This is a genomic window from Rhodococcus sp. RD6.2, from assembly GCF_001040705.1.
In the GTDB taxonomy this organism is placed as follows: Bacteria; Actinomycetota; Actinomycetes; order Mycobacteriales; family Mycobacteriaceae; genus Rhodococcus_G.
This window is the reverse complement of the sequence record NZ_CVQP01000009.1, coordinates 198500-220792: the sequence shown is the minus strand read 5'-3', so window position 1 is coordinate 220792 and position 22293 is coordinate 198500. Positions and strand designations below refer to the sequence as shown.

The 22293-nt window shown below is 69.7% G+C and carries 20 protein-coding genes; 6 read left to right on the top strand and 14 right to left on the bottom strand.

The features are described 5' to 3' along the window. Nucleotides 1-16: 16 nt before the first annotated feature. The 4 genes from RHCRD62_RS19855 to RHCRD62_RS19840 all read left to right on the top strand — a co-directional run bounded on the left by RHCRD62_RS19855 (nucleotide 17) and on the right by RHCRD62_RS19840 (nucleotide 3115). Nucleotides 17-1144: a CAF17-like 4Fe-4S cluster assembly/insertion protein YgfZ gene (locus tag RHCRD62_RS19855; protein ID WP_050066468.1), complete on the top strand. Its 1128-nt coding sequence runs from the start codon at nucleotides 17-19 to the stop codon at nucleotides 1142-1144. Then, nucleotides 1141-1812, top strand: coding sequence for an MOSC domain-containing protein (locus tag RHCRD62_RS19850; RefSeq protein WP_050066467.1), 672 nt, complete (start codon nucleotides 1141-1143; stop codon nucleotides 1810-1812). The genes RHCRD62_RS19855 and RHCRD62_RS19850 overlap by 4 nt, the downstream gene beginning before the upstream one ends. After that, nucleotides 1809-2765 (top strand): asparaginase, encoded by a 957-nt coding sequence (locus RHCRD62_RS19845; RefSeq protein WP_050066466.1) that lies wholly within the window; start codon nucleotides 1809-1811, stop codon nucleotides 2763-2765. The genes RHCRD62_RS19850 and RHCRD62_RS19845 overlap by 4 nt, the downstream gene beginning before the upstream one ends. Before the next feature lie 140 nt (nucleotides 2766-2905). Then, nucleotides 2906-3115 (top strand): DUF3073 domain-containing protein, encoded by a 210-nt coding sequence (locus RHCRD62_RS19840; RefSeq protein ID WP_050066465.1) that lies wholly within the window; start codon nucleotides 2906-2908, stop codon nucleotides 3113-3115. Between the two features lie 167 nt (nucleotides 3116-3282). Here the strand turns inward: RHCRD62_RS19840 and purM are convergent, their stop codons facing one another. From purM to RHCRD62_RS19820, 4 genes are all read right to left on the bottom strand, one after another. Beyond that, nucleotides 3283-4371, bottom strand: a complete 1089-nt coding sequence (gene purM, locus RHCRD62_RS19835; RefSeq protein ID WP_050066464.1) for a phosphoribosylformylglycinamidine cyclo-ligase — start codon at nucleotides 4369-4371, stop codon at nucleotides 3283-3285. A gap of 104 nt (nucleotides 4372-4475) precedes the next feature. Next, the gene (gene purF, locus RHCRD62_RS19830) at nucleotides 4476-6059 is read right to left on the bottom strand and encodes an amidophosphoribosyltransferase (RefSeq protein ID WP_050066463.1); all 1584 of its coding nucleotides are present in this window, start codon (nucleotides 6057-6059) and stop codon (nucleotides 4476-4478) included. Nucleotides 6060-6170: 111 nt separating this feature from the next. Beyond that, entirely contained in the window at nucleotides 6171-6557 is a 387-nt protein-coding gene (locus RHCRD62_RS19825) for a sterol carrier family protein (protein ID WP_050066462.1), read from the bottom strand. Between the two features lie 9 nt (nucleotides 6558-6566). Next, nucleotides 6567-7439, bottom strand: a complete 873-nt coding sequence (locus tag RHCRD62_RS19820; RefSeq protein ID WP_050066680.1) for an AraC family transcriptional regulator — start codon at nucleotides 7437-7439, stop codon at nucleotides 6567-6569. A 354-nt stretch (nucleotides 7440-7793) separates the two neighbouring features. Between RHCRD62_RS19820 and RHCRD62_RS25590 the strand changes: the two genes are divergently transcribed. Continuing rightward, nucleotides 7794-8333, top strand: coding sequence for an excalibur calcium-binding domain-containing protein (locus tag RHCRD62_RS25590; protein WP_253277397.1), 540 nt, complete (start codon nucleotides 7794-7796; stop codon nucleotides 8331-8333). Nucleotides 8334-8416: 83 nt separating this feature from the next. On the opposite strand, the gene RHCRD62_RS19810 is transcribed toward RHCRD62_RS25590, so the two are convergent. From RHCRD62_RS19810 to RHCRD62_RS19775, 8 genes are all read right to left on the bottom strand, one after another. Continuing rightward, complete coding sequence (locus RHCRD62_RS19810) at nucleotides 8417-9091, bottom strand: CPBP family intramembrane glutamic endopeptidase (RefSeq protein WP_050066460.1); 675 nt, start codon at nucleotides 9089-9091, stop codon at nucleotides 8417-8419. Then, nucleotides 9088-10818, bottom strand: coding sequence for an alpha/beta hydrolase (locus RHCRD62_RS19805; protein WP_253277417.1), 1731 nt, complete (start codon nucleotides 10816-10818; stop codon nucleotides 9088-9090). The genes RHCRD62_RS19810 and RHCRD62_RS19805 overlap by 4 nt, the downstream gene beginning before the upstream one ends. A 163-nt stretch (nucleotides 10819-10981) precedes the next feature. Then, nucleotides 10982-13261, bottom strand: coding sequence for a phosphoribosylformylglycinamidine synthase subunit PurL (gene purL, locus RHCRD62_RS19800; RefSeq protein ID WP_050066459.1), 2280 nt, complete (start codon nucleotides 13259-13261; stop codon nucleotides 10982-10984). 160 nt (nucleotides 13262-13421) lie between these two features. Further along, complete coding sequence (locus RHCRD62_RS19795) at nucleotides 13422-13868, bottom strand: SRPBCC family protein (RefSeq protein WP_050066458.1); 447 nt, start codon at nucleotides 13866-13868, stop codon at nucleotides 13422-13424. Nucleotides 13869-13996: 128 nt separating this feature from the next. Further along, nucleotides 13997-15265, bottom strand: a complete 1269-nt coding sequence (locus RHCRD62_RS19790) for an MFS transporter (RefSeq protein WP_050066678.1) — start codon at nucleotides 15263-15265, stop codon at nucleotides 13997-13999. Nucleotides 15266-15324: 59 nt separating this feature from the next. Beyond that, nucleotides 15325-16734 (bottom strand): glycoside hydrolase family 183 protein, encoded by a 1410-nt coding sequence (locus RHCRD62_RS19785; protein WP_084734386.1) that lies wholly within the window; start codon nucleotides 16732-16734, stop codon nucleotides 15325-15327. A gap of 191 nt (nucleotides 16735-16925) precedes the next feature. Further along, entirely contained in the window at nucleotides 16926-18212 is a 1287-nt protein-coding gene (locus RHCRD62_RS19780) for a M18 family aminopeptidase (RefSeq protein WP_050066456.1), read from the bottom strand. 23 nt (nucleotides 18213-18235) lie between these two features. Next, nucleotides 18236-18589: a VOC family protein gene (locus RHCRD62_RS19775; RefSeq protein WP_050066455.1), complete on the bottom strand. Its 354-nt coding sequence runs from the start codon at nucleotides 18587-18589 to the stop codon at nucleotides 18236-18238. A gap of 78 nt (nucleotides 18590-18667) precedes the next feature. On the opposite strand from RHCRD62_RS19775, the gene RHCRD62_RS19770 reads away from it, so the two are divergent. After that, on the top strand, nucleotides 18668-19594 hold the full coding sequence (locus RHCRD62_RS19770) for a Dyp-type peroxidase (RefSeq protein ID WP_050066677.1): 927 nt from the start codon (nucleotides 18668-18670) through the stop codon (nucleotides 19592-19594). On the opposite strand, the gene RHCRD62_RS19765 is transcribed toward RHCRD62_RS19770, so the two are convergent. Together RHCRD62_RS19765 and RHCRD62_RS19760 are read right to left on the bottom strand one after the other, a co-directional pair. Then, the gene (locus tag RHCRD62_RS19765; RefSeq protein ID WP_050066454.1) at nucleotides 19589-21253 is read right to left on the bottom strand and encodes an ABC transporter permease; all 1665 of its coding nucleotides are present in this window, start codon (nucleotides 21251-21253) and stop codon (nucleotides 19589-19591) included. The two genes, RHCRD62_RS19770 and RHCRD62_RS19765, sit on opposite strands and share 6 nt — an antisense overlap. After that, a complete protein-coding gene (locus RHCRD62_RS19760) occupies nucleotides 21253-22185 on the bottom strand; it encodes an ABC transporter ATP-binding protein (protein WP_050066453.1) in 933 nt (310 codons plus the stop codon). Before RHCRD62_RS19760 ends, RHCRD62_RS19765 begins: the two co-directional genes overlap by 1 nt. Nucleotides 22186-22293: the final 108 nt, after the last annotated feature.

The following is a 22293-nucleotide window of genomic DNA, read 5'->3' as shown; positions in this document are numbered from 1 at the left end:
CTCCTACACTGGGAGCGTGTCCGAGTCCGTGCGCACCACGTCGAGTCCACTTCTCACCACCGCCGGGGCGGTTCCCAACCCCGACGACGCCCCCGATGCGGGCGTCGCCTGGCATTACGGTGATCCGCTCCGAGAGCAACGCACCGCGGAACGCGCGGTCGCCGTCGTCGACCGGTCGAACCGGTTCGTGCTGTCCATCACCGGAGAAGAACGCCTGTCGTGGCTGCACACCATCTCCAGTCAGCACGTCGCGAACCTCGGCGACGGCCACAGTGCCGAGAACCTCAGCCTCGACCTCAACGGCCGCATCGAACACCACTTCGTCCAGACGGACCTCGACGGCGTCACGTGGATCGACACCGAAGCCACCTCCGGCGCCGACCTGCTCAGCTTCCTGCAGAAGATGGTGTTCTGGGCGAAGGCCGAACCGAAGCCCGCGCCCGACATGGCGGTTCTGACCCTGCTCGGACCCGACGCCAGGCGCCCCCGATTCCTCGAGGCCCTTGGCGTCGCGGAACTCCCGGGCACGTACGCCGCGACCGCGCTGCCCGGCGGCGGCTTCCTGCGCACGATGCCGTGGCCCGGCGAACACGCCTGGGACCTGGTCGTCCCCCGTGACCGTCTCGTGCACTGGTGGCAGGTCCTCACCGACGCGGGCGCCGCGCCCGCCGGAACGTGGGCGTTCGACGCCCTGCGCGTGACTGCCCTGCGCCCGCGCCTCGGGGTGGACACCGACGACCGCACCATCCCCCACGAGGTCGGGTGGATCGGCGGCGTCGCCGAGGAGGGTGCGGTCCACCTCGACAAGGGCTGCTACCGCGGCCAGGAGACCGTCGCCCGCGTGCACAACCTCGGCAAGCCGCCCCGTCACCTGGTGCTGCTGCACCTCGACGGTTCGGCGGACACCCGCCCCGCCCCCGGAGACGCCGTCACCGCGGGTGGTCGCGCAGTCGGCCGGGTCGGGACTGTGGTCGACCATCACGAGCTCGGCCCGATCGCGCTCGCCCTGGTCAAGCGGGCCGTTCCCGCCGACGCCACCCTCGAGGCCGGCAACACTCCCGCCGCGATCGACGCCGACTCGATGCCCCGGCACGACGAATACCAGCCCGGCCGCGCGGCCGTCGACCGTCTGCGCGGCCGATGAGCACACCCGGCACGGCGACCGGCCGCGTCGACGCCGTCTGCAGGCTGTTCGCCGAGCGGGATTCGGGGACGCGCCGCGTGACCCGCACCGCCATCGACAAACGAGCCGTCGACGGCCCCGTCGACGTCGACGCGACCGGGCTCGACGGCGACCGGGTCTGCGACACCGAACACCACGGCGGACCCTTCAAGGCGGTCTACGCCTACTCCGACGCCGAGGCCGAACGCTGGGCGACGGAACTGGGCCGCGAACTGCACGCCGGCTGGTTCGGCGAGAACCTGCGGGTGAGCGGCGTCGCGACGAGCGACGCCGTGATCGGCGAACGGTGGCGCCTCGGCGACACCCTCGAACTGGAGGTCACCGGGCCGCGAACCCCGTGCGGGACCTTCGGTGTCTGGGCCGCCGAACCCCAGTGGGTCAAGCGGTTCTCCGAGCGCGGCGACACCGGCGCCTACCTGAAGGTGGTCCGTCCCGGCCGCGTCGCGGCGGGCGACCCGATCACGGTCGTGCACATCCCGGAACACGGCGTGACGGTGCGGGATCTGTTCACAGGTCACGATCCGGCGCGGCTCGCAGTGCTCCTCGAGCAACAGCCCGGACTCTCGCCTACTGTCGAGGACAAGGCACGCAGGCGGATAGCCGGGCTGAAGGTGCAGGTGGGGTATTGAGCGTCGAGCTGGTCGAGGTCGTCCGATCCGGTTTCCGCGAGTGCGTACACCGCGGATCCCTGGTGGTGCTCGACCCCTCCGGTGAGACCCTCCTCGCGGTCGGCGAGGTGAACACCCCGATCTTCCCCCGCTCGGCGAACAAGCCGCTGCAGACCGTTGCGATGCTGCGCAACGGCTTCGTCCCGGCCGACTCCCGCGAGGTCGCGCTCGCGAGCTCCTCACACGGCGGCGAACCCGAGCACGTCGCGGGGGTGCTCGGCCTGCTCGAGCGCAACGGCCTCACCGAACGCGACCTGCGCTGCCCTCCCGATCTGCCGTGGAACGACATCGCCCGGGCCCGCGTGCTGGCCGTGGGCGGATCACCCCGGCGCGTGTTCATGAACTGCTCGGGCAAGCACGCCGCGATGGTGGCGGTCTGTGCGGCCCGCGACTGGCCGCTCGAGAGCTACCTGGACGCGGCGCACCCGCTGCAGCAGGAGATCCAGGAGACCATCGCGGACCTGTCGGGTGAGGACGAGTACGAACTCGGCATCGACGGGTGCGGACTGCCGATCGTGCCCCTGTCGCTGACCGCGCTGGCCCGGGCCTTCGCCAGGCTCGTCACGGGTGGGCCGGCCACCGCCGAACGCGCGGTCGCCGACGCCGTCCGCGAGCACCCGTGGCAGGTGTCGGGAACCGGGCTCGACGACGAACGCCTGATGTCGACGGTCCCCGGCCTGCTGTGCAAGGTCGGCGCCGACGGCGTCCACGCCGGTGCCCTGCCCGACGGACGGGCGTTCGCACTGAAGATCGACGACGGCAGCGAACGCGCGCGGATTCCCCTGACCGCGGCGATCCTGCACCGGATCGGGGTGGAGTGGACCGAGGATCTCGCCGAGCTGGCGTCCGCGCCGGTGCTCGGCGGAGGCGTCCGAGTCGGCACCGTCCGGGCGATTCCCGAGGTGCTGAGATGAACGAAACACCACTCCTGGGCAGGGGAAGGAGCGCTCGCCCCGTTCTCAGGCTAGAGTGTCAGTCAGGAAGACACACACACTCAAAACGGGGCCGCCAAAAATTCCCAGGCCGCCCCGCTTAAAGCGCGAGGGGGTTGGCCATGGGCCGCGGCCGGGCTAAGGCAAAGCAGACCAAGGTTGCACGCGAGCTCAAGTACAGCTCGCCGTCCACTAACTTCGACAGCCTCCAACGTGAGCTGTCGGGTGCGCCGTCCAACTCCCACCGGAACGGGTCCTACAGCGACCAGCGTTCCGAGGACAGCGCGTCGTCGCGCTGGGACGACGAAGACAACGACGACTGGCGTCGTTGACGCCCGCCGTCACCGGCACACACTTGCGCAGCACCGAATGAGGGGGAGCCCTACCGGCTCCCCCTCATTCTCCGCGTGCGCACCACACGTGCGCCAGGGCAGCAACCGAAAGACGAACCGCCCGAACCCCTGAGGGGCTCGGGCGGTTCGTCTTGTGTTCGGAAGTCCTAGAAGCGCGGGTGCTCGCCGACCATGCGAACCGTATCGGCGCCGTCGTGCTTGTCCGACGCCTTCGCCACGGTCCCGAGGGTCCAGCAGTCGATGTGCCGGGCCGTGAGCACGGCGAGCGCGCGGTCCACGTCCTCGGGCGCGACGATCGCGACCATGCCGACGCCCATGTTGAACGTCGCCTCCAACTCGGCGCGCTCGACGCGGCCGCGCTGACCGATCATGGTGAACACCGGTGCAGGGGTCCACGTTCCGCGGTCCAGCTCGGCGACGAGGCCCTTCGGCATGACGCGGGCCAGGTTGTTGGCGAGGCCACCGCCGGTGACGTGGCAGAAGGTGCGCACATCGGTCTCGGCGATCAGCGCGAGGCAGTCCTTCGCGTAGATCTTCGTCGGCTCGAGCAGTTCCTCACCGAGGGTGCGGCCGAACTCTTCGACGTGCCCGGTCAGCGACATCCGGTCGATCTCGAGCAGCACCTTGCGGGCCAGCGAGTAGCCGTTCGAGTGCAGACCCGACGAGCCCATCGCGATCACGACGTCGCCCGGACGCACCCGATCCGGCCCGAGCAGGGCGTCCGCCTCGACGACACCGACACCGGTCGCGGAGAGGTCGTAGTCGCCGTCCGCCATCACGCCGGGATGCTCGGCGGTCTCGCCGCCCAGCAAGGCACAACCAGCCAGGATGCAGCCCTGCGCAATGCCGCCGACGATCTCCGCGACACGCTCCGGGACAACCTTGCCGACTGCGATGTAGTCCTGCAGGAACAGCGGCTCCGCGCCGCACACCACGAGGTCGTCAACGACCATCGCGACGAGGTCGAGGCCGACGGTGTCGTGCTTGTCGAGGGCCTGCGCGACCGCGAGCTTGGTGCCGACGCCGTCGGTGGACGCCGCCAGCAGCGGCTCCTTGTATCCGCCCTTGAGGGCGAACACTCCGGCGAAGCCGCCCAGTCCGCCGAGCACCTCGGGACGGCTGGCCTTCTTCGCGAGCGGGGCGAACAGCTCCACTGCCCGGTCGCCTGCAGCGATGTCGACCCCCGCCGCAGCGTAGGACGCGCCGGCGGCGTGGGGCTTCTGGTCGTCGGTCATCGGGTTACTCAGCTCCAGCTGTGATCTCGTCAGTGCACCTGGCACTGCCTGGGTCTACGTGGTGTCGAAGTCATCGACACGAGTATGGGTCCTCGCGCGGCCGCTCAGGGCCGACTCAGCGCACTCGCGTTGTCGTTGTCCTGCTTCGTCGCCGTGCCTGCGGTCTGCTCGAGCATCCCCTCGAGCACGTTCTTGCCGATCTCCGTCGGCAACTCGATCGGGTACTCGCCGTCGAAGCAGGCCATGCACAAGCGCGACGCCGGCTGTTCGGTCGCCGCGACCATCCCGTCGACCGAGATGTAGCCGAGCGAGTCCGCCCCGATCGAGCGGCGCACCCCCTCGATCATCTCCTCGACGTTGCCCGGCTCGTGGTTCGTTCCGCCCGCGCCGTTGGCGATCAGCTCCGCGGGCGACGCGAAGTCGATGCCGTAGAAGCACGGCCACTTCACCGGCGGCGATGCGATCCGCACGTGAATCTCGAGCGCACCGGCCTCGCGCAGCATGCGGATCAGCGCGCGCTGCGTGTTGCCGCGGACGATGGAGTCGTCGACGACGATCAGCCGCTTGCCTCGGATGACGTCACGCAGCGGGTTCAGCTTGAGCCGGATACCGAGCTGGCGGATGGTCTGCGACGGCTGGATGAACGTCCGGCCGACGTACGCGTTCTTCATCAGGCCCTGGCCGTACGGGATGCCCGAGCCCTGCGCGTAACCGACCGCGGCAGGGGTGCCGGACTCCGGAACCGGGATCACCAGATCGCCGTCGATCGGGTGCTCCTTGGCGAGTCGACGACCGATGTCGACGCGCGTCGCGTGCACCGACCGACCGGCGATGGTCGTGTCGGGCCGGGCCAGATAGACGTACTCGAAGACGCAGCCCTTCGGCGTCGGGTTCGCGAAACGCGAGGAGCGCACGCCGTCGGCGTCGATCGCAAGCAGCTCACCGGGCTCGATCTCCCGGACGAACGAGGCGCCGACGATGTCGAGGGCGGCGGTCTCGGACGCGACGACCCAGCCACGATCCAGTCGACCCAGAACCAGCGGGCGGACGCCGTGAGGGTCACGCGCCGCATACAGGGTGTGCTCGTCCATGAAGGTCAGGCAGAAGGCGCCGCGCAACGTCGGCAGCAGTTCCATCGCGGCCTGCTCGATGGTGCGGTCGGCCGCCGCGTGCGCGAGCAGCGCTCCGACGATGTCGGAGTCGGAGGTGGCGCCTCCCGGCCGCTTGCTGTTCATCAGGCCCGCGGCGCGTGCCCGCTCGGCGAGTTCGGCGGTGTTGACCAGGTTGCCGTTGTGGCCGAGCGCGATGCCCGTGCCCGCGGCGGTCGTGCGGAAGATCGGCTGGGCGTTCTCCCAGGTGGTGGACCCGGTGGTCGAGTAGCGACAGTGCCCGACGGCGACGTGGCCCGGCATCGCGCCGAGGGTCTGCTCGTCGAAGACCTGACTGACGAGACCGAGGTCCTTGAACACCAGTACCTGGGAGCCGTCGGCGACGGCGATACCCGCAGCTTCCTGCCCGCGATGCTGCAACGCGTAGAGCCCGTAGTACGTGAGCTTCGCCACATCCTCACCGGGGGCCCACACACCGAAGACGCCACATTCCTCGCGGGGCGGCTGCTCGTCCTGATCGGACATGTCTGCGGGTGCGAGAAGATTCGGGCTGCTGACCGAGAGATCGGCTGAAGTCACCGGGGTTGCTCCCTTTGAAGGGTGGGTGCGGGGGGCATGCTCAGTCTACGGCCAGTGAGGCAGTGCTCTCACCACGGGTCGCTGCGCCTGTCGTCGCGGTCACACCGCAGATCACACGGGCATCAGCGGCAGCCAGTGCGCGATCTCCCCCGCCCGGCTCCCCGACGCCGTCACAGTTCCCGCCGCGACCGCCCCGTCGAACGTGACGCGCCCGGTGACCAGCTCCAGCCAGGTGCGCGGGTCCGTCTCGACGACGTTCGGCGGGGTCCCACGCGTGTGCCGGGGTCCTTCGATGCACTGCACCGCCACGAATGGCGGCACCCGCACCTCCACGGACGACCCCGGTGCGACGTCTTCGAGGGTCCGGGCACTGAGCCGGACCGCGGCCGCGAGCTCGGCCCGCGCGGGGGCCGCGGCGTCCACGTCGGACAGCCACTCCCCCACGGCCGTCACCGCGGACCGCATCTGGGCGGGGTCGATTCTCTTCCGGGCAGGCACGCCGCCAACCTACCGGCCCAGGTCTGAGGGGATTCGTTCGATAGGCAGCCACAGCTCGCCACGGCCGGATTCCCCGCCCGGGTCCGGGTGGATGGTCAGCAATTCCGGTCCCTCGATCCACTCGTACGGATTCGCCGGGAACCATTCGGTCGCTGCATCGGCCCACAGATGTTGCAGTGCCTCCGGGAACTTTCCGTCCGCCTCGAACACCACCCACAGCCCGGCGGGAACGTCGATCCGGGCGAGATCTCCGCAGTCGGCGGCTGTGGTCGCCACCGCGCGCCAGTACTCGACCTCGACTCCTTCGGAACGCGATTCGGCCAGCCGCACCGTCACCGCCAGCGGGCCCGCCGGCTCGGTGTTCGACAGAGACAGCAGCAGGGCGCGAGCGTCGCCGTCGATGCTCTTCTCGAATTCGACGATCGCCGGATTCGGTCCCTCGTGGACGACCGGAACCGTGGTCCGGTAGCCGACCAGCGCGAACGCGTCCTTGTCGACGATGCGATGACGCATGTCGCTCCTTCCCTCCACACGCAGGTGGAATCTCAACGGGGGTTGGGAACGAAGGACCGAGCCGGGCTGTCGAGCCTGGCCGGGCGTCAACCCGTGCATCGATTTGAACGCGCGGGTGAACGCGGCAGCCGAGCCGTAGCCGAAGCGGACCGCCACATCGACGACCGGCTCACCGGCGAGGACGTCGGCCGTCGCGACGGTCATTCGACGCCGACGGACATACTCCGACAACGGCATTCCCGCCAACGTCGAGAACATGCGACGGAAGTGGTACTCGGACGTCAGAGCGACCCTCGCGACGTCCGAGATGTCGAGGTCGCCTTCCAGTCGCTGCTCGATCAGGTCGATCGCGCGGTTCCATTCCTGCACGTCTGCCTCCGTTCCGCGTGCGACGCTACGGGCCCGGCGATACCCGATGCGCACCGTTTCATGCCCGGAAATGTGCACTTCCGATACATCCGCGCGGCTTCGCCCGATGGCAGCTGTGCCGGCGATTCCCCCGTCGGCAACCGCAACCTCGGGTGCATCGGAAAACCCCTGATTCGTGCGGTCCGCCCGGAGCCAGGCGTCGTCCTCCATTCGACCGACAGCCGATGTGAGCTGGTAGAAACCAGCATTCGTCAGCCGGTGCCATCGATGGCCCGTCGAACCCGACCCACCGAGGTGTCTTCCGTGTCCGTGCCGTTCGATTCGAATCAGTCGTCCCAGGGTCTCCGCGGTCCTGTGGCTGCCGCCCCTGCCCCGAAGAAGCGCACGAAGCGGCTCTGGATCACCGGTGGGATGGTCGGCCTGCTGGTGCTCGTCGGGGCGTGCGGCGGCGAGAACGAGAAGACCTCGGAGCCGACGCCGTCGCATCCGACAACCACATCGACCGCCCGGACGACGACCCCGGTGCCGTCGACCACTCCCGCTGCGACCTCCCCGGCTTCGCTGCCGACATCGAACGTGGTCGCGCCTGCCTCGAATCCTCCGGTACCGCGGGCAACATCGGCGGTCGTTGCTCCTGCACCGGTCGATGTGTACACGCCGCCGCCGACGACGCCGTACGTGGCGCCCGCACCCGTCCCGTTCGTTGCTCCCGCACCCGCACCCGAGCCGGCTCCCGCACCCGAGGTTGTGGCGCCGAAGCCGCAGACCGGTGGCGCAAGCTACGGGAGCTGTGCCGCTGCCAGGGCGGCCGGTGCTGCACCGCTGTATGCCGGGTCGCCGGGCTACAGCTCCAAACTGGACCGGGACAACGACGGCGTGGCGTGCGAGAGCTGACGTAGCGAGGCACACCGAGGTTCGGCCTCGGGTGCCACGTCGGAACAGGTTCGGGCACCGACCACGCCACTGTCACCGCCGGGTCAACCGTCGGAGGACGCGGACATCGACCTTCCTCTCACCGTCCGCCCGGCAGCCGTCTCGGCCGCCACCGCCCCACCCGCGTTGACGGCCAGGTGCAGCAGCGCGGGTGCGAGCACGCTTCCGCTGCGGTCCCGCAACCCGTCGAAGAGCAGCGACGCCGCTGCGGTCAGTGCGACGGTTCCGACGATCGAGTCACCCGCATGCCGCGCGGGGGTCACGTGCCACAGACCGAACGCCGCCGCGCCGAGGACGGGCGCCCAGCGCGGCGATGCCCGTCTGGCCAGCGCGTAGAGCACCGAACGGAACACGACCTCTTCGGCGAGCACGGTCCCGAGGGGGATGTGCACGAACACCCATTCGGTGTGGTCGGCGCGACGCGCACCCGATGCCATCCGTGCGCGTACCGGTGGGATCGCGAGCATCGCCGGGTACGCGAGCGTCGGCAGCGTCGACGCCGCCACACCGACGAGCAGCCCATGACGCCAGGCGGTCCATCCGAGTTCCGCGAAGGTCACGCCGCCCACGACGGCTGCTCCCCCGACGACGACCGCCGTCACGGTGTTCGCCGCGGCGCGGCCCCGCGCGCCCAACCCCAGCCGGGGCAGCACGACACCGTTCCACGCGACCAACGCCGCCGCGCATCCCACCGCTGCGGCGCCGGCCGTGCGCCTCATTTCTCGGGGCCCTGCGAGCCCGCGATGGCGTTCAGGGCCGCGCGGACGCGTTCGGTGTCGGTGGATGTCCAGCCGTCGGGTGCGCCCACCGCGGCGAAGCCGTCGACCATGACGGTGCCGTAGTTGTGCCCGTGCCCGTCGGGGACGCCCGCCGCGTTCGCGAGGTCGGCGGCGACCTGCCAGAACGTGACGAACGGGAACCAGCGCATCGACGGCAGGCGGTCGTAGCCGGGCGGCTCGGACAACCAGTCGGGGCGGTTGAAGATCAGGTCCGGGCTCCACCACACCACGGGGTCGGACGGGTGCTGGATGTACAGCACGCGCGGGTGCAACCACGGTCCCTGTTGGGCGTCGAGAGCGGCGGCGTCCTCGGCGAACCGGACGACGAGGCCGTCGGAGTACTCGGGTTGGACTTCGGGGCTGCCGGGGTCGCGGCGGTCTTCGAGGGTGCTCCACAACCGGTTCGAGTTGGGTGGCCCCACCCACAGCACCCCGTCGACCATGTCGCGGATGTCGGCGAGCCCGTCGAACGCTCCCTCACCGGCCTGCGTGCCGAGGGATTCGCCGTAGACGAGCAGTTTCGGGCGTGTTGCCTCGGGTTCCTGCAGCCACCGTTCGTGGACGCGGTGGACGAGGGCACGGCCCGCGTCGGCCGCCTTCCCGCGGTCCGCGAGGAACGACACCCAACTCGGCAGGTACGAGTACTGGCTGGCGACGAGGGCGGTGTCGCCGTTGTACATGAGCTCGATTGCGTTCGCGGCCGTCGGATTGACCCAGCCGGTGCCGGTCGTGGGGATCACGACGAGCGCCTTGCGTTGGAACGCCCCGGTGCGTTCGAGTTCGTCGATGACGATGTCGAGGCGAGCGTCGGTGTCCTCGGCCGTCTGCAGTCCGGCGTAGACGCGAATCGGTTCCTTCGCCGGGGCGCCGTTGTTGAACTCGGACAGTTGCTCGGCGTGCAGTCCGCGGTAGACGAAGTCGCGTCCCTCGTAGCCGAGGGTTTCCCACGGTGCGTACGACTCGGGACTCCCGGAGCGTTCGGCGCGCATGGGCCGCACCACCTCGGCGCGGGTTTCGTCGTTCTGCAGGCTGAAGGCCGAGTTCATGAACGAATACACGCCGTTGAACAGGACGTCGGTGACGAGGGTGTAGCCGAGGAACGCCACGAGGACGGCACCGATCGGCGCGGCGGCGGAGCGGGGAACGCGCAGCCACTTGTTCAGGTAGCGGGCGATGAGGAGCACGAGGTCGCGCAATACCCGCCACAGCGAAATGAGCAGTGCCGCAACGGCTGCACTCAACGCGAGGGTCCGGAGGTAGCCGGTCGTCGTCGTGCCCTCGGCACCCATGAGTGCGGCCAGTTCACGCTGCCAGCCGGCGGCGTACACGAGCATGATCAGCGCCGCGGCGAACGAGAGCACGGGCACCGCGATCTTCGTGATCTGCTGCAATCGCACCGGCGGCGGCCACCACGTGAGCCTGGAGAGCCAGTAGCGGTAGGTGGCCCAGCCGACGATGCATCCGAACGCGTAGCCGATGGCGGCGGTGATACCGCCGATCAGACCCTGGTACAGCCAGTCCCGGGGCAGCAGCGACGGCGTCAGCGACCAGCAGAAGAACAGGGCACCGAACGCGATACCGGTGAAGTCGAGGCTGAGCAGCCCCCACGCCCACGCGACGAACGGGTGCTTCTCCGCGAGTCGCTCCGAGGACCACGGGAGGTGCAGATCGTCCCCCTCGAACCAGAGGGCGATCTTGCGGCGCAGACCAGGCCCGTCCGTCTCTCCCGGCGCAGGCGATTCGGCGCCCGAACCCACCGGAACCCGGGACCGATCGGCGGAGGCCTGATCCGTCCCGGGTTCCGGGGTCGTGTCCGTGTGGGTCACATGGCTATCCAAACAGCGCGGGCAGCGTTCCCTCGGAGGTGGCGCGCAGCGTGTCGAGGGTGACCGAGAAGTGACCCTGGACCTCGACGGAGTCGGAGCCCTCGTCGACGACGCCGATCCGCACCCACGGCAGGTTGCGTGCGGTGCACATTCCGGTGAAGCGGGTCTCCTCGGTGCGCGGCACCGCGACGAGCACGCGGCCTGCGGACTCGGAGAACAGCGTCACGAACGGGTCCGCGCCCTCGGGAAGCAGGATGCGGCAACCGGTTTCGCCTGCCAGTGCCGCCTCGACGACGGCCTGCGCGAGGCCGCCCTCGGAGAGGTCGTGGGCTGCGGAGACCAGTCCGTCACGCGAACCGGCGAGCAGGATGTCGGCGAGCAGACGCTCACGCTCGAGATCGACCTTCGGCGGAACACCGCCGAGGTGGTCGTGCTCGACCTGCGCCCAGATGGAACCGTCGAACTCGTCGTGGGTGTCGCCGAGCAGGATCAGCGTCTCTCCGGGCTCGAGGCCGAGGCCGGTCGGGATGCGACGGTGCACGTCGTCGATGACACCGAGGACCGCGACGACCGGCGTCGGGAGGATCGCGGTGGCGCCGGTCTGGTTGTAGAAGCTAACGTTGCCGCCGGTGACCGGGATGCCGAGCTGCGCGCAGCCGTCGGCGAGGCCGCGAACCGCCTGCTGGAACTGCCACATGACACCCGGATCCTCCGGCGAACCGAAGTTGAGGCAGTTGGAGACGGCCTTCGGGGTGGCGCCGGTGACGGCGACGTTGCGGTACGCCTCGGCGAGCGCGAGCTGTGCGCCGGTGTACGGGTCGAGCGCGGTGTAGCGGCCGGACGCGTCCGTCGCGAGGGCGATGCCGCGGCCCGACTTCTCGTCGATGCGGATGACGCCGCCGTCGGCGTTCTCCGCGAGGACGGTGTTGCCGCGGACGTAGCGGTCGTACTGCTCGGTGATCCACTTGCGGCTGCACAGCGCGGGCGAGGCGATCATCTTGAGCAGGGTCGCCTCGAGCTCGGCGTCGGTCTCGGGACGCGTGAGGCCCGCGGTGGTGTTCGCGATCAGGGCGTCCTGGCTGTCGGGACGCTGGACGGGACGCTCGTAGACGGGGCCCTCGTGCGCGATCGTGCGGGCGGGCGCGTCGACGACGGTCTCGCCGTGCCAGTCGATGACGAGGTGCTCGCCGTCGGTGACCTCACCGATGACGGTGGCGAGGACGTCCCACTTCTTGCAGACGGCCATGAACGCGTCGACGTTCTCCGGTGTCACGACCGCGCACATGCGCTCCTGCGACTCGCTGGAGAGCACCTCGGCCGCCGTCATGCCCGTGGCGCGCATGGGGACGCGCTCGAGGTTGATGTGCATGCCGCCGTCACCGGCCGCGGCCAGCTCGGACGTGGCACAGGACAGACCGGCGCCGCCGAGGTCCTGGATGCCGACGACGAGCTTCTCGCGGTACAGGTCGAGACAGCACTCGATGAGCACCTTCTCGGTGAAGGGGTCGCCCACCTGCACGGCGGGGAGCTTCTTCGGGCGGCCGCCCGACGATTCGTCGAAGGTCTCCGACGCGAGGACGGACACGCCGCCGATGCCGTCGAGGCCGGTACGGGCACCGAACAGGATGATCTTGTTGCCGACGCCGGACGCGAACGCCAGGTGCAGGTCCTCGACGCGCATCGCGCCCGCGCACAGCGCGTTGACGAGCGGGTTGCCCTGGTAGGACGCGTCGAACACCGTCTCGCCGCCGACGTTCGGGAGGCCGAGAGAGTTGCCGTAGCCGCCGATGCCGCGCACGACGCCGTCGACGACGCGACGGGTGTCGGGGTGGTCGGCCGCGCCGAACCGCAACTGGTCCATGACCGCGATCGGGCGGGCGCCCATCGCCATGATGTCGCGGACGATGCCGCCGACGCCGGTCGCGGCGCCCTGGTACGGCTCGATGTACGACGGGTGGTTGTGGGATTCGACCTTGAAGGTGACGGCCCAGCCGTCGCCGATGTCGACGACGCCTGCGTTCTCACCGATGCCTGCGAGCATCGAGGACCGCATCTCGTCGGTGGTGGTCTCGCCGAAGTACTTCAGGTGCACCTTCGACGACTTGTACGAGCAGTGCTCGGACCACATCACCGAGTACATCGCCAGCTCGGCGTCCGTGGGACGGCGACCGAGGATCTCCCGGATACGGGCGTACTCGTCGTCCTTGAGTCCCAGTTCCCGGTAGGGCTGGGCGACATCGGGGGTCGCGGCGGCTTGGGTGACGGTATCGACCTGCGATGACACGAGGAGTCGGGTCCTTCCCTGGAGGATCGAATGGGCAGGCACGTAGGGCACTGCCAGCACAAAGTCTAGCCGGGCGGCGGCGACGTGGCCGCACTGGTCACCCCGGGTGGGCTCGGTCACTCACCACCCGGGGTCGGCGCCCTCGGTTCACCGCGTTCCGTCAGTCCCCGTCGCCCGGCAGCACGTCGAGCGCCTCGGTGAGCTGCCGCTCCAGGTCGGCGCCGATCTTCTCGAAGACGAGCTTGATCGCGGGGGAGGCGAGTTTCGCCATCCCCCGCATCTCCACCTCGTTGGTGTAGGTCAGTTCGGCACCCCGCGGATCGGGCCTGGCGACGATGGTTTCGGTCGACGTCGCGGTGTCGTTGTGGCCGACCAGGACCACGCGGTCGGCGGTCCACTCTTCGAGTGTGTAGGTCAGTTGGGTGCCCACGCCGGCGATCTTGGTCTCGTTGTGCCACTGCGATCCGACGCGGACCGGCCCCTCGTCGAGGCGGGTGCAGCGCACCGTGCCCGGATCCCACGTCTCCGCGTTCGAGAAGTCGGCCAGATAGCGGAGTGCCGGCGCGGGGGCGGCGGTCACGGTGAACGTGCGGGACACCCTGGTCATCGTGGTCTCCTTCGACGTCGTCGATCGGGGGCGACGGAATTCAGTTTGCCCGGTCGGCGAATCCGTCAAACGCGGATCCGGGCCCGCTGAGGCCGGATGGCCCCCCTTCTGCCGCGCCGAGTGGCACGTCAGGTGAGCACGAGCCCCTTGGTCTCCGGCACGGTGCGGGCAGTGAACACGAGCGCCGCGACGGCGAACGCGGTGTAGATCCCGTACGTGAGCGGCAGGCTCACGTCGGCGAGGGTCGGGAACGTGCGGGTGACCAGCCAGTTCGCCAGCCAGTTGACCATCACGGTCAGCGACAGTGCGACGGTGCGGGTGCGGGTGTCGAACAGTTCGCCGAGGACCACCCACATCAGCGGACCCCAGCTGACACCGAACGCGATGACGAACAGGTTGGCGGCGACGAGGGCGATCGTTCCTGCGGGCTGCGGAAGCGCAATCGCGTCGCCCTCCCCCGTCGCCGACGCGAAACACACGGCGAGGACACCGAGACTGACCGCCATACCCGCCGCACCGCCGAGCAGCAACGGGCGCCGACCGAGCCGGTCGACGAGGCCGATCGCGGCGACCGTCGCGGCGATGTTGACCAGCGCAGTGAGGAGGCTGGTGACGAAGGCGTCGTCCTCGGAGAAGCCGACGGACTTCCACAGGGTCGTCGAGTAGAAGAAGATCACGTTGATTCCGACGAACTGCTGCAACGCGGCCACGACGATGCCGACCCACACGATCGGCTTCAGGCCGAACACCGCGCCGCGCAGGACGACGAAACCGCCTCTGGGTGCACTGTCACCGGTGCGGATCGGCTCGGGCAGCCGCGACGCGATCAACAGTTGCACGATCGCGGCGAGCGCGATCACCACGAACATCCACCGCCATGCCGCGCCACCCCACAGCAACTCCGCGTCGGCGGCGCCCGCCCGTTCCCGCAGTAGGTAGTCGACGACGAGGCCGAGGAAGATCCCGAGCACGATCGCCAACTGCCACAGCGACGCCAGGCGGCCGCGGATACTCTCCGGCGAGATCTCGGTGATGTAGCCGGGCACGACGACGGACAGCAGTCCGATTCCGAACCCGACGACGAGCCTGCACACCGACAGTGGCAGCGCCGCGGGCACCAGCGCGGCCGCGACCGATCCCGCCGCGACGACGGCGCCACCGAGTCGCATCGTCCCGACGCTCCCGAACCGGGCGGCGATCCTGCCCGCGGTCAGCGCGCCGGCCGCGCAGCCGAGGATCGAGATCGCGACCACGAACCCGACAAGCGAGGTCTCCAACGCGAATTCGGGCCGGATTCCGTTGATCGCCCCGTTCATGGTGGAGGTGTCGGCACCGAACAGGAGACCTCCGACGGCCGCGCCCCCGGCGGCGAACGCGGCCGAGCGGTTCGCGGTCATCATCCGATCCTGCACCCAACCGCCGCGGCCCGCCTCACGGGCGGCACGGCGACCCGATGTCACTCGGCGATGGGGACGACCTCGCCGCTGGGGAGTTCGGTGCCGATGCGTTGCGCTTCACCGGTGGTCGCGGGGTCGGGGCGGTCCGCCTGGTCCCTGGCGGCCATCTGCAGCCCGTCGAGGTCGGTGCGGAAGTAGATGACGTTGTAGCGGTCCCAGGTGGTGCCGACGAATTCGAGGTAGCGGCCGCTGCTCCACGGGTGCATGAACCCGCCGTACAGCGCGGGCACCAGGATTCCGGACAGGATCGTCTGGGTGCCGCTCCACGGGCCCTCCAGGTTGTCGGCCTGCCGGATCACGAGCGAGTTCGTCTGGTCCGTGTACATCGCGACGTACTTGTTCAGGTACGAGTTCCACTGCACGGACAGCTCGCTGACCGGCGACTCGATCACCGCGGCCGCCGACGCCAGGTCGGGCGCCCACGCCGTGCCGTTCCAGTAGGTGTAGGCGCCGAGGTCGGCGATCTGCGCCTCGGGTACGCGGGCGAGCAGCGCGCTGCCGCTGCGTCCGGACCGGGTGCCGAACTCGTAGACGAATCCACCGTTCTTGACGAACGCGCTCTGCTGGAAATCCGCGTTGCGGGCGTCGAAGTTGGGGATGCCGGGGATGTCGAGGCCCGCGACGTTGGGGCGCGCGGTGAGCGGGTCGAGGGTCCAGTTCTCGCCGTTGTCGGTCGACGACGCGAGCGCCGAGTACAGGGTCGTCCAGTTGCCGGGGGTGTCCCACGACTGCACACCCATCACCCGCATGTACTGGACTCCGCCGACGGCGATGCCGGCAGTCGGGATGACGGTGTACTCACCGGGGATACCGAAGCCGGGAACGACCTCCTTCGAGACGTTCGCGGGACCGGGCGGCACCGGCATCAGCGGCGACGAGTCGATGCGCATGCCGGTGGCGAGATCGGTGTCGGCGCTGCGGAACAGGACGTTCGATCGCCAGTCGTCGCCCTCGGCACCGCAGTCGCCGACGGTGTCGCCGAACGCGATCATCGTCTGATGGGCGCCGCCCGCGTTGTCGTTGTCCCACATGATGCCGAGGTCGGTGCCCGAGACGTTGAATCGGTTGACGGTGTCGTTCGGGCTACCCGGCCCGGTGACCATCTCGATCGCGCGGGTTCGACCGGTCAGTATCGGCAGGCCACCGTCCGGGGAGCCGGTGATCCACGGTGTGAGCACCTTGCCGAGCGAGCCGGTGCTGTTTCCCGTCGACTGACCGCACGGACCTCCGGGGGCGGTGCCGGAATCCGAACCCGAGGAGCCGGAGGAACCCGAGGAGCCGAGCGACTGCCCGGTGGCCGGGGTCGCGGCGCTCGCGGCGAGGACGACGGCGACGCCTGCGGCGACGACGGCTCCGCTCGCGCGACGCACCGCGGTCATTCGGGGATGCGTGGACAGTTGTGTACGCATGGGCGTGGGCCCTCCTCGTCGACGGCAGATCGGTCGGCGGGGTCGTTACCGCCGCCGGACCCAGACAATCACGAGACGCATGTGACGGACGGGTCGAATGGGGAAATCGTTAACTAGAGTCACTGCTCCCCCGAACGAAATTCTCGCCGCACTCCACGCACCTCGCCATCCGACGATCGGCAGACGGCCCGTCAGTCCTCCGGGGTGAGGAACGCGGCGAGTGCCTCCGCGTACGAGGTGACGTCCGCGGCGCCCATCAACTCCCGTGCCGAGTGCATCGCCAACTGGGGCGCCCCGACGTCGACTGTGGACAACCCCGTCCGCGACGCGGTGATCGGTCCGATCGTCGACCCGCACGGCAGGTCGGCGCGGTGCACGTACCGCTGCAAGGGAACCCCGGCGCGGTCGCAGGCGAGCGCGAACTCCCCGGTTCCCGCCGCGTCGGTGGCGTACCGCAGGTTCTGGTTGACCTTGAGGACCGGGCCACCGTTGACGGTGATGCGGTGCGCGGGCTCGTGCCGGTCCGGGTAGTTCGGGTGGGTCGCGTGGGCCATGTCTCCGGACGCGCACACCGACCCTGCCATCGCCCGCAGGTAGTCCTCGCGGCCCCCGCCGCGGCCGAGGACGATCCGCTCCAGCACCGAGTTCAGCAGGTCCGAGAAGGCGCCGCGGTCGGACATCGACCCAACCTCCTCGTGGTCGAACAGGGCGAGCACCGGGATCGCTTCCCCAGGATTGTCGACGGCGCCGAGGAGCGCCTGGGTTCCGGCGTAGCAGGTGCCCTGGTTGTCGAGGCGCGGCGCGGACACCAGTTCCGCGTTCAGGCCGACAACGGCACTGGGCGCCAGGTCGTGGGTCATCAACTCCCAACCGAGAACGGCATCGGCGTCGACACCGGCCTCGCTTGCAATGAAGGAGATGAAGCTGCGCGGCGACGTCCCGACACCCCAGATCGCGTTGACGTGGCGTTGTGGGTCGAGGCTGACGCCCTTGCGTTCCTCGGACAGGTGGATCGCCAACTGTGGCACCCGCAGGATCGGTCGGTCGACGCGAACGAGCTGCTCCCGCAACCGGTTTCCGTCGCGGACGCTGATCCGGCCGGAGATGCCGAGGTCGCGGTCGAGCCACGAGTTCAGCCACGCCCCTCCGTACGGCTCGAGGCCGACCATCTGCCAGCCTGCGGACTCGAGATCGGGGTGCTGTTTGACTCTGAGGTTCGGGCTGTCCGTGTGCCCGCCGACGATCCGGAACGGCGCGGCCTCGTGCCCGAATCCCTCGGTGCTCCACGCGACGAGCGACCCGCCGCGCACGAGGAAGTACCGGCCCGCCGCGGTCGGCCAGCCGTCGGCCTCGCGCAACTTCACGAACCCCGCGGCGGTGAGCTCACCCGCGACCGTCGCACATACGTGGAACGGCGACGGCGACGCGTCGACGAACGAGCAGAGTCCGGGGGCGGTGGCGTCGGTCAGTGGGGACATGACCGAATCCTAGAGACTCGCCTTCAGAGCGGCTGCCCGGCGACGCAGAACCGGTTGCCGTCGGGGTCGGTGAGGGTGACCCATCGGAACCCGTCCATGTCGTGCCGCTCGTATTCCGCCGCGCCTGCGGCGACGAGCCGATCGACCTCGGCGTCGAGGTCGGGTGCCGACATGTCGAGATGGATGCGGTTCTTGCCCGGCGTCGGGTCCTCCACCTTCTGGAACGCCAGTTTGAACGGTGCGTCGGGGAGGCCGACGAGGTAGAACCAGCCGTCGTTGTCCTCCTCGATCCGGCCGCCGGTCTGCTCCGCCCACCACGTCGCGAGTGGCCCCGGTTCCGCGCTGTCGAACGTGATCATGCCCACGGTGATCGTCATGGGTGGACGGTAGCTCCTGGCACCGACAACTTCCGGGCTAGCGTTGCCGTGACACCGATCCTCGTTCCCGGAGCCCACATGCCCGACCATCCCCGTCCGCAGCCGGTACTCGGCGAGCAGTCGCCCATCGCGATCTTCCTCGTCGCGACCGTCGATGACGAGGTGGCCGTTGGGGTACTCCTGACCCGGATGACGGGTATGGCCCGGGCAGTCGGCCTGCAGTTCCCCGGCTCGGGACTCGAGCTCGTCGTCGGTGTGGGCTCGGACCTGTGGGACCGCATGTTCACTGGTCCGAGGCCGGCTCTGCTGCGCCCGTTCCGGGCGATCCACGGCGACCGGCACACCGCGCCCTCGACACCGGGTGACCTGCTCTTCCACATCCGGGCGACAAGTCAGGACGCGTGCTTCGAACTCGCCCACCGGATCGAGCGCGGATTGCGCGGTGCCGCGACGATCGAGGACGAGGTGCACGGCTTCCGGTACCGGGAGAGTCGCGACCTGATCGGATTCGTGGACGGTACCGGCAACCCCACCGGGCGGGCCGCCCACGAGGCCGTAACCGTCGGAGACGAGGATCCCGCGTTCGCCGGTGGGTCGTACGTGCACGTGCAGCGGTATCGCCACGACCTCGACGCCTGGGAGGCGCTGCCGGAGCCGGAGCAAGAACGGGCGATCGGGCGTACCAAACGCAACGACCGGGAGCTGGATCCGTCAGTGCGCCCGTCGAATTCGCACGTGGCGCTCACCTCGATCACCGACGAGAACGGCCGCGACCTCGAGATCGTGCGGGCCAACCTGGCGTACGGGAAGGTCGGCGGCGAGGTGGGCACCTATTTCATCGGGTACAGCCGCGACCCTGCGGTCACCGAGCGGATGCTGACGCACATGGTCGTCGGCAATCCGCCCGGCAATCACGATCGGCTGCTCGACTTCTCGACGGCGGTGACCGGCACGGCCTTCTTCGCACCGAGCGAAACCTTCCTCGATGACCCGACCGGCCTATGAGGTGGTGATGTCGCGGCGCCGGAACAGCGCGACACCGACCGCTCCCGCGACGAGGGCGATCAGCGTCAGCACGATCAGTGGTATCGCCGCGATGTCCTCGGCGGGCACGGCCGGGATGTGCGCGAAGGGTGACAGGTCGCGGACCGCGTCGGGAATCCCGAGCAGCGGCCCGAGCAGACCGAACACCAGACAGACTGCGAGCACACCCCAGGACAGTCCCACGGACCAGCCGGGCAGACCGCCGAACAGGAGGGCGGCCACTCCGACCACGACGAGGATCGCGGGCACGAACGCGAGCGCTGCGCCGGTCAGGCCGGTGACCTGGTCGGACACGTCGCCGATCACCACCCCGTAGGCCAGGCCCGCCGCCACCCCCGTCAGCAGCTGCAACACCACCACACCCGCTGTCACGAGGCCGACGTGCGCGACCATCCACCGCGATCTCGAGATCGCGGTCGACAGAACGGGCTCGAGCCGGCCGGCCACCTCCTCGGAGCGCATACGCAGCAGTGCCTGCACGGCGTACCCGGCCACCGCGATCGCCATCATCCCGAAGATCGCGGCGAAGTACGCGTTCACCAGATCCTCGACGCCGCCGCCGAGCTGCTGGAACAAGTCGGTGACCTGATCGCTGTCGCCGAGGAAGTCGTCGACCTGATCGCCGATCGCGCCGTACACCACCGCGAGGATCACAAGCCCGAATGCCCACCAGAACAGGGTCATCCGTTGGATCCGCCACGCCGACCCGAGGACAGTCGGCAGCGACCGCGAGGCGCGCGGCGGACCGGCCCGGGTCGGAACGAGCCCGGAGCCGAGGTCCCGATGCTCGGTGAGCACGTACGCGATCCACACCACAGCGACAGCGAACGCGGCCGGCAGCAGCAGTGCCCACCAGGCGTTGTCGTCGTACGGCCGAACCTGTTCGGCCCAGCCGATCGGCGACAACCACGTCGGCCAGGACGTCACGACCCGGGTTCCGCCCTCGGTGACGGTCCCGGTCATGTCACCGACGGCGCGGAGCAGGAACGCGACACCCAGTGCGGCACCGGCCAATCCGTTCGCGGTGCGAGCACTGTCGGTGACCTGCACGGCGACAGCGGCGATCGCAGCGAACGCGGTGCCCGCCGCGGCCACGCCGGCGGCCAACGCCAGCGACCCGTCGAACGGCAGGTCCGAGGCCAGCAGGACGAGCAGATTGAGCACACCGAACGCGACGTTGGCGCCCACCGCCACCACGAGAGCCGCGGTCAGCAGTGCCTTCCGGCCCACGACGGCGGCCCCGATCAGCTCGGCCCGTCCGGTCTCCTCGTTCTGCCGCGTGTGACGCACCACTATCAGAGTGGTCATGAGTCCCGTCGCGAGCGACAGCGGCATCACGATCTGTGACGCCAGGATCGCACCGATGCTGTAGCCGGAGACGATGCCGTTGGTCGCCAACGCCACCGGCGAGGCTGCCGTCACCGCCGCGAACGACTGCCGTTCCGCGTCGGTCGGATACAGCCCGATCACGCTCGCGGCCGAGAACCACTGAAGGAGGGTGAGCGCGAGAAGCCAGACCGGCAGCTGAATCCGGTCGCGGCGCAGGGCGAGCCGCACCAGCCGCGCGGTCCCCGCGAACTGCGCCGCCGTCCCCGACCCGGGTGCCGTGACCACCGTCATCAGACCCGCCGCCCCTTCCGGGTGGGCTCGGGTTCGGCGGTGTCGTGAGCGAGTTCGCCCCCATAGTGCCGCAGGAACAATTCCTCCAGCGTCGGCGGCGCCGAGGTCAGTGACGTGACCCCGAACGCCAGAAGGTGGTGCAGGACACCGTCGATGGCGCTGCCGTCCACTTCACAGCGGGTGCGCAACGCGTCCACCTGCACGTCGTGCACGCCGGGGGCGTCGTCGAGTCCCGTCACCGGCCGCTCCGTGACGGCGGTGATCGACGTCCGCGTGAGGTGCCGCATCTCGGTGAGCGTGCCGGTCTCCACCGTCCGGCCCTCCCGGATGATGCTCACCCGGTCACACAACGCCTCGACCTCCGCGAGGATGTGGCTGGACAGCAGCACCGTCTTCCCGGCGTCGGCGATCGCCCGGACGTACTCCCGGAAAACCGATTCCATGAGCGGGTCGAGCCCGGACGTGGGTTCGTCGAAGATGTAGAGGTCGACGTCCGACGCGAGCGCCGCGACGAGGGCGACCTTCTGCCGGTTGCCCTTGGAGTAGGTACGCGCCTTCTTCGCAGGGTCGAGTTCGAAACGGTCGAGGAGCTCCGCGCGGCGCGTTTCGTCCAGGCCGCCGCGCAGCCCGGCGAGCAGGTCGATCGCCTCCCCGCCGGTCATGTTCGGCCACAGGTTCACGTCACCGGGGACGTACGCGAGGCGGCGGTGCAGCGACACCGAGTTGCTCCACGGATCGCCACCGAGCAGGCTCACCCGCCCGGCGTCCGCGCGCAGCAGCCCCAGCAGGATCCTGATGGTCGTCGACTTGCCCGATCCGTTCGGCCCGAGGAACCCGTGCACCTCCCCCGCTGCCACCTCGAGGTCGAGGCCGTCCAGTGCGCGCGTGGGCCCGAAGGTCTTGACGAGACTCTCGATCGAGATCGCAGCCATGCCAGCGACGGTACGCCCGCACCGGGCGGCACACAGGTTTTCGGTCCCGCACACGCGTTCCGAACGAGGAAATCCCGTGTGCACCATCGAAAGGGGGTGTGCACACGG